Origin of the sequence: Cesiribacter andamanensis AMV16, from assembly GCF_000348925.1 — a bacterium.
GTDB lineage: Bacteria > Bacteroidota > Bacteroidia > Cytophagales > Cyclobacteriaceae > Cesiribacter > Cesiribacter andamanensis.
Genome location: NZ_AODQ01000152.1, coordinates 1 through 9682, shown reverse-complemented (window position 1 = coordinate 9682; position 9682 = coordinate 1). Strand labels below are relative to the sequence as shown.

Here is a 9682-nt window from a genome sequence, read left to right as displayed (position 1 = left end):
ATCCGCAGGTATCCATGCCGGCCAATGTGGCCCTTCAGCTGCTGGTAAANGGCCGTCCGGCCGATTCCGTAGCCCTCAATATCCAATCGGGCGAGTACACGCTCTGGCTGCCCTGGGGAAAGAACTACAGCCTGCAACTGCAGGCCGAAGGCTTTGTGGCCGAGCCGCTGGACCTTAAGCTGGCCAGTGTAACGGGTTACCAGGCCCTTACGCATGATCTGTTTGCGCGGCAAATCCGGAGTGCCATCGTGCAGGGCCGGGTGCTGGACCGCAAAACGGGTAAAGAATTCCCTGCGGGCATCCCGGTGCAGATTATGCTGAACGATACCCTGCAGCTGGCCACCGATTCGCTGGGGGGTACCTATGAGGTGAAGGTGCCTGTAGGCAAGGCTTATACCATCAGCGCCAAAGCCGAGGGGTACTACCCCATGTCAGAAATGATTGAACTGCAGCAGGAAAAAGAAGCCGTTAAGATTTACCGGGACCTGTATCTGGCTCCAGTAGAGGTAGGCCAGTCCATCCGCCTCAACAATGTGTTCTTTGCCCATGGCAAGGCCAGCCTTATGGAGGCTTCCTTCCAGGAGCTGGACCGGGTAGTGGCCTTTCTGATGGAGAACCCCAACATGAAGATCGAGATTGCCGGCCATACCGACAACACCGGCAAGGCCGCCACCAACAACAAGCTGTCGGCCGATCGGGCCACTGCTGTTTCCAACTACATCTACAGCAAGGGCATTGCCGCCGACCGCCTTACCTCCAGAGGTTATGGCAGCACCAAACCCGAAGCTGACAACAAGACCGAAGAAGGCCGCAGCCGCAACCGCCGGGTGGAATTCACCATCCTGGAAATTGTAAAAATGTAAGCCCTTCTTTCCTTATCCAATAAAAAACGCAGGCTCTTACGGCTTGCGTTTTTTTTATAGGTAGTGGCTTGCGATAAGGTACCACTTTCTGATACCAAATTGACTTATAGATTCGGGTTAGTATCCAGGGTCTGTGGCTCACAGACCCCTCTGGAGGCAGGCCTGTGATGCACAGACCTGGGGTATGATAAATTAATCTGGTATAATTACCCGGCTCATGTTTAAAAAGTGATGGGTGGGTAGCTTCTGTATGGTGGGAAGACAAAACGCTAGTGTCAGATCGCTGAGAAGTCCTGCTGTACCGGCTGGTGGCGCGCTCTGGCAGACTCGTGCTACGAATTACTCGTGGCACGAGTGTTGATATAGTCGCCTTCCAAAGGATGGGCAGGGCCTAAGAACCTTAAAAAGCCTTCCAGCGCTTGTGCCAGGAGGGGGCGTCTACTGGTTAAACCGAAGAAATTATACAATAAAAAAGCGCAGCCCCTACGAGCTGCGCTTCCATTTTCAGTACAACAGTGAACAAGTGAATCTTTATTTGGCGTAGGCCACCGAGCGCATTTCCCGGATAACAGTTACCTTGATCTGGCCGGGGTACTGCATGTCCTGCTCAATCTTCTGAGAGATATCGAACGACAGGCTGTTGGCTTTCTCATCGCTTACATTTTCGGCATCTACCATTACGCGCAGCTCCCGGCCGGCCTGAATGGCGTAGCATTTCTGTACCCCATCGAAGTTGAGGGCCAGGTTTTCCAGATCCCGCAGGCGCTGAATGTAGCTTTCCATTACCTCACGGCGGGCGCCGGGGCGAGAGCCGCTGATGGCATCACAGGCCTGCACAATGGGCGAGAGCATCGAGGTCATCTCGATCTCGTCGTGGTGGGCGCCAATGGCATTGCATACCTCGGGATGCTCCTTGTATTTCTCGGCCAGCTGCATGCCCAGGATGGCGTGTGGCAGCTCCGGCTCGTCGGGCCATACTTTGCCAATGTCGTGGAGCAGGCCGGCACGCTTGGCCAGCTTGGCGTTGATGCCCATTTCGGCGGCCATGGTGGCACACATTTTGGCTACTTCGCGGCTGTGCTGCAATAGGTTCTGGCCGTAGCTGGAGCGAAAGCGCAGGCGGCCTACCATCTTGATCAGCTCGGGGTGCAGGCCATGCACGCCCAGGTCAATGGCCGTACGTTCGCCGATCTCTACAATCTCGTCTTCAATGTTTTTGGTGGTCTTGGCCACTACTTCTTCAATGCGGGCAGGGTGGATACGGCCGTCCTGCACCAAGCGGTGCAGCGAGAGGCGGGCAATTTCCCGGCGCACGGGGTCAAAACCGCTGATGATAATGGCCTCGGGGGTATCGTCTACAATGATCTCCACACCGGTGGCGGCTTCCAGCGCCCGGATGTTGCGGCCTTCCCGGCCAATGATCTTGCCTTTGATATCGTCGCTTTCGATGTTGAAAACGCTTACGCAGTTTTCAATGGCATGCTCGGTGGCAGTACGCTGAATGGTTTCCAGCACTACTTTTTTGGCTTCTTTGGTAGCGGTAAGCTTGGCTTCTTCCAGAATGTCCTTAATGCTGGCCGAGGCGCGGGTGCGGGCTTCTTCCTCCAGGGTATGGATCAGCTGGTTGCGGGCATCTTCGGCGGTGAGGTTGGCGGCTTTCTCCAGGATGGAGATCTGCTGCTCTTTCATCTTCTCGGCTTCTTCGCGGCGGCGGCGGGCCAGTTCGGTTTGCTCTTCCAGATCGGTTTTCAGCTTTTCGATCTCGGTTTCGCGGCGGCTTACCTTTTCCTGCTGCTGCTTGATCTGCTGCTCCCGCTGCTTAAGCTTGGCTTCGTTCTGGGTAAGGATGTTTTTCTTTTTGTTGACCTCTTTCTCAAATTCAGACTTCAGGTGCAGGTATTTTTCCTTGGAGTGGAGCATCTTTTCTTTCATGATGCTTTCGCTCTTGGTTTCTGCTTCCTTAAGGATGAGCGCGGCTTTTTCGCGGGCTTCGCTCTCCTGCTGCTTATAGACGCGCTGCAGGAGCATCCGGCCAATGAAGACTCCCGCCGCCAGCGAAATGATGGCTGTGAGCAGGAAGTATATGTAGTAGTCCATCGGTTTGTTGTTAAAATTACAGGGGTTTATAATCTTAACAGCTCCGGTTGGAGAATCAGCAGTGGGGCAAAAGTAAGCTGTTTTTTCGGGCTATGGGGTCGATAAGGGGTTAGCAGAAGTTACATTATACAACCTGGCTCAGCAGGTTGTTCAGATGGTCCAGTTTGTTGCTCAGGGTTTCATCTTCTTTCACAACGGTTTTTGCTTCCGTTTCCAGACGTTCCACAATGCAATCAAACGCTACCATGGCAAGCAGGTCCTGCTTATCATGCAAGCCAAAGCGGGCTGTGTAGGCCCGCATCTTCTCGTTGATAAGCTTTCCAGCCCTCCGTACCTTTTCTTCCTCGGCGGCGCTTACCTTTATGGGGTATTCGCGGTCGCCGATCTTTATCCTTATCGAAAGTTCTGCCATAAAAACGTATAAAGAACTATTCGCTCAAGTGCGCAATGCACAGATCTATTTTCTTGATATACTCACTTAACTTTTGCTTCATCTCAGCAGATTCGCCTTCGTCGGCTGTTACTGAATTGGCAAGTTTATTTATATGTACTTTATTTTTATATCCTTCTACCTGATCGTCTTTGGCCTTCAGGAGGTTTTTCATTTCTCCGTTTTCCTCCTTTAGGCGGTTTACCTCCAGCTGCAGATTCTGGTGCTCGTTGAGCAGCAGCCGAAGCTTGCGCTCCAGGGTGGCTAATTTTTTCTCCAATGTCTCCCGCTCCATTCGTTATTTACGGATATAAGCACCAAGTTCTCGTTCAAAAGCAGCCATCAGGCGCTGCATGGTTTTGTCTATCACGTTGTCGGTTAGGGTTTTTTGCTTGTCCTGAAGAATAAAACTCAGTGCATAGGCCTTTTTGCCCGCCTCTATCTTATCGCCTTCATACACATCAAAAACACCTATACGCTTGATTAGCACACTTTCGGCCTTGCGGGTTACCTCCTGGATCTGGGCAAAGGGTACCGTTTTATCCAGTACCAGTGACAGATCCCGGCGCACTTCCGGAAAGCGCGATACCGGCTCAAACTGGACCTGCTGGCTGCCGGCCAGCGCCAGAAGTTGCACCCAGTCAATCTCAGCCCAGAAAACCTCCTGCTTTACCCCAGCCAGGGCAGCAATAGCTGGCTTTACTTTACCAAGACGAACAAGGGCTCCATTCTCCTGTGATCGCCCAATTTTCCTACCATTATACACAATTTCCAGACCGTAGGCAAATTCCCGCTCGTGAATAACTTGTGGATAAACATCAGAAATTCCAAAACGGCTGAGTAACAGCTCTATAGCCAGCCTGAGGTCGTGGTAGGCCACCGGGCGGGGCTGCTGCAGGTAATGTTCGCCTTCGGCAAGGCCAGTTATCCACATTCCCACATATTTATGCTCCCGGTAGGTGTTCATTTCTTTATAGTAGGTTTTGCCTACTTCAAAGATCTTCAGATCCCGCTGCCGATGGTTGATGTTATGGGCTATTACCTCCAGTCCGGTGAAGAGCAGCGTCTGGCGCATTACACCCAGCTCTTCACTGAGTTTGTTCAGGATCTCCACATTTTTGCCCTCGTCCAAAAAATCACTCTTGCGGGCATAATCCGGGTTGGTAAGGGAGTTGGTCATGATCTCCATGAATCCCTGAGCGGCCAGCAGGGCGGAGGCTTCCCGGCGCAGGATGTTTTCGTCGGTTTTAGGGAACTCGGCCATGTAGCTGCTGCTCAGGCCGGCGGGCATGGGAATGTTGTCCAACCCGTAAATGCGGATCACTTCTTCCACAATATCGGCCGGCCGCTGCACATCTACCCGGTAAGGGGGTACAACGGCCGTAAAGCCTTCCAGGCTTTCGTCCTGCAGCTGAATGTCCAGGTTGTGGAGTATGCGGCGTACCTCATCCTGCGGAATGGGGTGGCCGGCTAACTCGTATAATTTGCCCCAATTAACCGCTACCGTAAAGTCTTCAATGGGTTGGGGATAAAGGTCGATAATGTCGGAGCTTACCTGTCCGCCGGCCACTTCCTGCAGGAGCAGGGCGGCCCGCTTCAGGGCATAGGCGGTTATGTTGGGGTCGGTACCGCGCTCAAAGCGGAAGGAAGCATCGGTCTTGAGGGCATGGTGCTGGGCGGTGCGGCGGATCCAGTCGGGCGAGAAGTGCGCACTCTCCAGGAAAATGGAGGTGGTGCTTTCGGTAATGCCGCTTTCCATGCCGCCAAATACGCCGCCTATGCACATGCCGCCCTCGGCATCGCAGATCATCAGGTCCTGCTCCTGCAGTTTGCGCTCCTTTTCATCCAGGGTACGGAAGGGGGTGCCGGCCGGCAGGGTGCGTACTACTATCTTGCTGCCACGGATCTTATCGGCATCAAAGGCATGCAGGGGTTGGCCCAGCTCGTGTAGCACAAAGTTGGTCACATCCACAATGTTGTTGATAGGCTCCAGGCCAATGCTTTGCAGGCGCTCCTTGAGCCAGTCGGGCGATTCCTGCACCTGCAGGCCGCTAAGGGTTACCCCTGTGTAGCGGGGGCAGGCCTCCGGGTTCTGCACCTCTACGGCCATGCGGCGAGACTGATCATGGACCCTAAAGCCCGATACGTCTGGCCATTTCAGGGGACGGTTGAGCAGGGCCTTCAGGTCCCGGGCCACACCCAGGTGCGAGGCGGCATCGGCGCGGTTAGGGGTAAGGCCAATTTCAAACACCCAATCGTCCTGAAGATTGAAGTACTCGGCGGCAGGGGTGCCATTGGGCAGATCCGTATCCAGCACCATAATACCGGCATGGGAAGTGCCCAGGCCAATTTCATCTTCGGCACAGATCATGCCCTCGGAGGCTTCCCCGCGGATCTTGGCTTTCTTGATCTGGAAGGGCTCGCCGCCGGTGGGGTAGAGCATGGCGCCTACGGTGGCTACTACTACCTTTTGGCCGGCGGCCACATTGGCAGCACCGCATACAATGGGCACTACCTGGCCGCCGCCCAGGTCTACGGTGGTTAGGCTCAGGCGGTCGGCATTGGGGTGTTGCTGGCGGGTAAGCACCTGGCCGATCACAATGCCCTGCAGGCCGCCGGGCAGGCCCTCCTGTTTTTCCACGCTTTCTACCTCCAGGCCGGAGGCGGTAAGCAGGCGTGCCAGTTCGTCGGGCGATTCGTGCAGATCAATGTACTGGCGGAGCCAGGTATAGGAAATCTTCATGGGATGCTAGTGTAGGGCAGAAGTGGGCAAAATTAACCATTTTACCCGATTGCCGAAGGGGGAAATCCTATTTTTCATAGCTTTTTTCCCCTGCTTCAATGGGTACCGGCAGCAGGTTGTCCCGGGGGGGCAGGGGACAGGTATAGGCCTCGTTATAGGCGCAGTAAGGATTGTAGGCCCTGTTGAAATCCAGCTCTATTCGGTTGCTGTTGCCCTTAGGCTCCTCTACCTCCAGGTAGCGGCCGGCGCCATAGGTGCTGCGGGCGCTGGTTTCATCGGCAAAGGGGATGAAGAGGTAGGAGGGATCATCGATGGCCTGCAGAATCAGCAGCTGCAGCGACTGGTTGCGGAGCTGAAAATGGGCCAGGCCCCAGCGCAGGTAGGTTTCGGCAGTGCCGGTGCTGGTTTCAATGCGAATGGCTTCGGGCTGGGGCATGCGCTCCAGGCGGGCCTGCAGGCGCAGCTCGGGCGTAATGGGGTAGTAGTTGAGGCCCTGAAAGCTGCTGCGGGCTTCCTGAGGGATGGGCGAATCCCGGCCCGAGCGGAAGCTGGCATTCTTCTGCTCCCGCTCTTTTTGAATGCGCTGCTGGTACTGCTGGGGATCTTCGGTGCCCGTGTTGCTTTGCAGCAGGGTATAGGCAAAGATGGCAATGATGCCGCTGATGATCAGAAAACCCAAAATGCGCTTGCTCATGAAGCAAAGATACAGCATTTGCAGCAGTCATGTATGTTTCTGAATTAACATACAGATAGTGAGGGAGTTAGGATGTGTTGGGGTAAAATCAGGGCTTTGTTGTTCAGAAGAGGGGGTTGAAAAAATAATTATTTTGCCTGATTTTAAGGGGGCCAAACTAATTTTCGTAGCTTTCGGTTTGGTGATTGGCCCTTGACCTGCGGTTTTTATGCATAAAAGAAGTTGCGCTGGGTTGGCTGCCTTTTCCCTGACCCTATCCGGGCTGAACATTGAACTATGAAAAAAGGACATATCAAATTTGTCGCCACCGACAAGAACCTCTTCTTTGCTACCCTGCGTAAACGAGTAGACCAGCATTTTAAAGACAAGGGAATCTCCAAGCATGCCAACAGCCAGATGGTGATCAAGACCATTGCCCTGTTTGCCCTGTATCTGGTGCCCTTTGCCGTACTGCTCAGCCTGCAGCCCCCTGTTTGGCTAAGCATGCTGCTGTGGTTTCTGATGGGGCTGGGAGTTGCCGGTATTGGCATGAGCATTATGCACGATGCCAACCATGGTGCCTATTCTTCCAATAAAAAAGTAAACGAGCTGCTGGGCTATTCCCTCAATCTGGTAGGTGGCACAGCCTTTAACTGGAAACTTCAGCACAACATCCTGCACCATACCTATACCAATGTGGTGCACATGGATGATGACATTGCCGATAAGCTGGTGCTGCGCTTTTCGCCCCATACCGACGTAAAGGGGGTGCACAGAACGCAGTTTATCCATGCCTTTTTCTTCTATGGGGTGCTTACCCTGTACTGGGTGCTGGCCAAGGATTTTGTGCAGTATGTGCAGTATACCCGCAATGGGGTAAATACCAATACCCCTGCGCAGAATGCCTGGCTGCTTACCCGTATTATCCTGAATAAGGTGCTTTACCTGGCCGCCATTATCGGGCTTCCGGTATTGGCAGGTTACTCCCTGGGCGTAGTGCTGGCGGGCTTTATGCTCATGCACTTTGTGGCGGGCATTGTACTGACGGTGGTGTTTCAGCTGGCCCATACGGTAGAGGGCACTTCACACCCCCTGCCAACAGAATGGGGTACCATTGAAAACAGCTGGGCCATTCACCAGATGAATACTACGGTAAATTTTTCCCGCCACAATAAGTGGATCAGCTGGTATGTGGGGGGGCTTAACTTTCAGGTAGAGCATCACCTCTTTCCGCAGATCTGCCATGTACACTATCCTGAGATTGCGCCCATTGTAAAAGCTACGGCCGAAGAATTTGGCATTCCCTACCTGGAGAATGAGACCTTTATGCAGGCCGTTCGCTCGCACATTGCCACCCTGCAGCGCTTTGGCCTGCCGGCCATGAACGAGGCGATTGTCTAAAAGTGGTCGTGAACTAGTCTTGAGATTTCAGAAAGCCCGGGATACACTGTTCCGGGTTTTTTTGTGGGCTGTGGGTTAGCTGGCGGGCACCTGGCGTGGGGCACGACTGGGGGTGCTGGCAAGCACAATATGACTGGTGCCACAACAGGTGGTGTGGGCTTTGTATAAAAATTTTGGTGCACTGATACCTGCTGAGGTAGTCGGGTACCAGTTTTCAGCGAATCCATACGATTGTTGGTGAAAACACCAACAAAGGGAGAGGTGAAAATACTAATAACGGGGAGGTGTCTGACGTGTGCCACGACTGGTGTCGCTGGCTGATAATAAAAAGGAGGGGTAGGGCGTACTGCTGTCTTAGTCGGGGCACAAGCTACCCAGCTGTTGGAGTTTTCACCAACAGCCCCACTCCAGCAAATCGCTACCTCCTTACCCAATTGTTGGTGCCTTCACCAACAATACCCCATAAAGCTTTGCCTCTACTTGCCCAAATGCCCCTGCGCCCTGGGGATCAGCAGCAGCTCCTTTTGGCGGCCGTTGATGTACCATACCTCTTTGCCGTCAAAATAAGCGTCTTCTTCCAGCATGATGCGGATTTCTTTTTTCCACTCCGGAATCTCAACGGCCGCATTCAACTCAATGGAGTGGGCGGTGTTGGGGTAGAGGGGATAGTCGCCGGTATGGGGGTACGCCCCCCTGCTAGTCCCACATGCCAATGGCAGGGCCCGCGGCATGGCCGTGGTAGCCAATGGGGTGAGTATAGATGGAAGCCTTAATGCCCTCGGCCTTTGCCTTATCCAGCGCTTCTTTTAAAATTTGGTTGCCGCTTTTGCCCGTGGCAAAGCTGCCGGTAAGCAGGTCCTGCAGGCGGTTGCCTGTAGCAAATGCTTTGCGCAGGGATTCGGGGGCCTGGGTTTCGCCCCGCCGCAGCACATAGGCATGCTGTTGGGTGTCGGTATTGAGCCCCAGGTAGGTGATGCCAAAATCCACATGCAGCAGATCGCCTGGCTGGATCACCTGCCCCTCGGGTCGGTCGCTGAAGGCGCGCAGGTGCTCAAAGTTTTCCGGATCGGCCCGCTGGATGGCTACGGTAGGATGAAACCAGGCGGCAAGGCCCAGGCTGCGGATCTTTTCCCGGTACCACCACACCACCTCATCGGTGGTGGTAACGCTCGGCTGGATCACCGTTTCGGAAAAGCCCTCGGCAATGATGTGATGGGCAATGGCTACTATCTGGGGGTAGAGCTGCATTTCGGAAGGGGTTCGGGTCTCCAGCCAGCCAATGGCCAGCCGTTCGGCACTCTGGAGGCGCTGCTGGTATTTTTTTGGCAGGGCAGCCTGCAGGGCTTCCCATTCGGTGGCCGTAAGGCCATCGGCCAGGGCAAAGTGGCTGGAGCGGTTGATGCCGATCTTTTTGGGGTCCCGCTCCTGAATAAGCTCGGCCAGGCGCTTCCACTGGTCGGGCTGCTTTTCGGGCT

At 54.3% G+C, this 9682-nt stretch carries 7 protein-coding genes and 1 pseudogene; 2 read left to right on the top strand and 6 right to left on the bottom strand.

From position 1 onward, the window contains the following. Window positions 1-14: 14 nt before the first annotated feature. Window positions 15-863 (top strand): OmpA family protein, encoded by an 849-nt coding sequence (locus ADICEAN_RS18635; RefSeq protein ID WP_009197216.1) that lies wholly within the window; start codon window positions 15-17, stop codon window positions 861-863. 531 nt (window positions 864-1394) lie between these two features. Here the strand turns inward: ADICEAN_RS18635 and rny are convergent. The 5 genes from rny to ADICEAN_RS18610 form a co-directional block, all read right to left on the bottom strand. Further along, the gene (gene rny / locus ADICEAN_RS18630) at window positions 1395-2960 is read right to left on the bottom strand and encodes a ribonuclease Y (RefSeq protein ID WP_009197215.1); all 1566 of its coding nucleotides are present in this window, start codon (window positions 2958-2960) and stop codon (window positions 1395-1397) included. Window positions 2961-3084: 124 nt separating this feature from the next. Continuing rightward, a complete protein-coding gene (locus tag ADICEAN_RS18625) occupies window positions 3085-3372 on the bottom strand; it encodes a cell division protein ZapA (RefSeq protein WP_009197214.1) in 288 nt (95 codons plus the stop codon). Window positions 3373-3388: 16 nt separating this feature from the next. Further along, window positions 3389-3670: a hypothetical protein gene (locus ADICEAN_RS18620; protein WP_236612957.1), complete on the bottom strand. Its 282-nt coding sequence runs from the start codon at window positions 3668-3670 to the stop codon at window positions 3389-3391. Window positions 3671-3688: 18 nt separating this feature from the next. Beyond that, window positions 3689-6133 carry a phenylalanine--tRNA ligase subunit beta gene (pheT, locus tag ADICEAN_RS18615; protein WP_009197212.1) on the bottom strand — a complete coding sequence of 815 codons (2445 nt, stop codon included), beginning with the start codon at window positions 6131-6133 and terminating at the stop codon, window positions 3689-3691. Window positions 6134-6200: 67 nt separating this feature from the next. Then, entirely contained in the window at window positions 6201-6827 is a 627-nt protein-coding gene (locus ADICEAN_RS18610; RefSeq protein ID WP_040398192.1) for a DUF1684 domain-containing protein, read from the bottom strand. A 276-nt stretch (window positions 6828-7103) separates the two neighbouring features. Here ADICEAN_RS18610 and ADICEAN_RS18605 point away from each other — a divergent pair, with 276 nt between their 5' ends. After that, window positions 7104-8207 (top strand): fatty acid desaturase family protein, encoded by a 1104-nt coding sequence (locus ADICEAN_RS18605; RefSeq protein ID WP_009197210.1) that lies wholly within the window; start codon window positions 7104-7106, stop codon window positions 8205-8207. 476 nt (window positions 8208-8683) lie between these two features. On the opposite strand, the pseudogene ADICEAN_RS18600 reads toward ADICEAN_RS18605, so the two are convergent. Next, window positions 8684-9682 (bottom strand): annotated as a pseudogene (locus ADICEAN_RS18600) (M24 family metallopeptidase); the annotation flags it as partial.

Coding starts and splice junctions, on each gene's coding strand:
- rny (WP_009197215.1), bottom strand. CDS start 2,960: ATGGACTACTACATATACTTCCTGCTCACAGCCATCATTTCGCTGGCG.
- ADICEAN_RS18625 (WP_009197214.1), bottom strand. CDS start 3,372: ATGGCAGAACTTTCGATAAGGATAAAGATCGGCGACCGCGAATACCCC.
- pheT (WP_009197212.1), bottom strand. CDS start 6,133: ATGAAGATTTCCTATACCTGGCTCCGCCAGTACATTGATCTGCACGAA.
- ADICEAN_RS18610 (WP_040398192.1), bottom strand. CDS start 6,827: ATGAGCAAGCGCATTTTGGGTTTTCTGATCATCAGCGGCATCATTGCC.
- ADICEAN_RS18605 (WP_009197210.1), top strand. CDS start 7,104: ATGAAAAAAGGACATATCAAATTTGTCGCCACCGACAAGAACCTCTTC.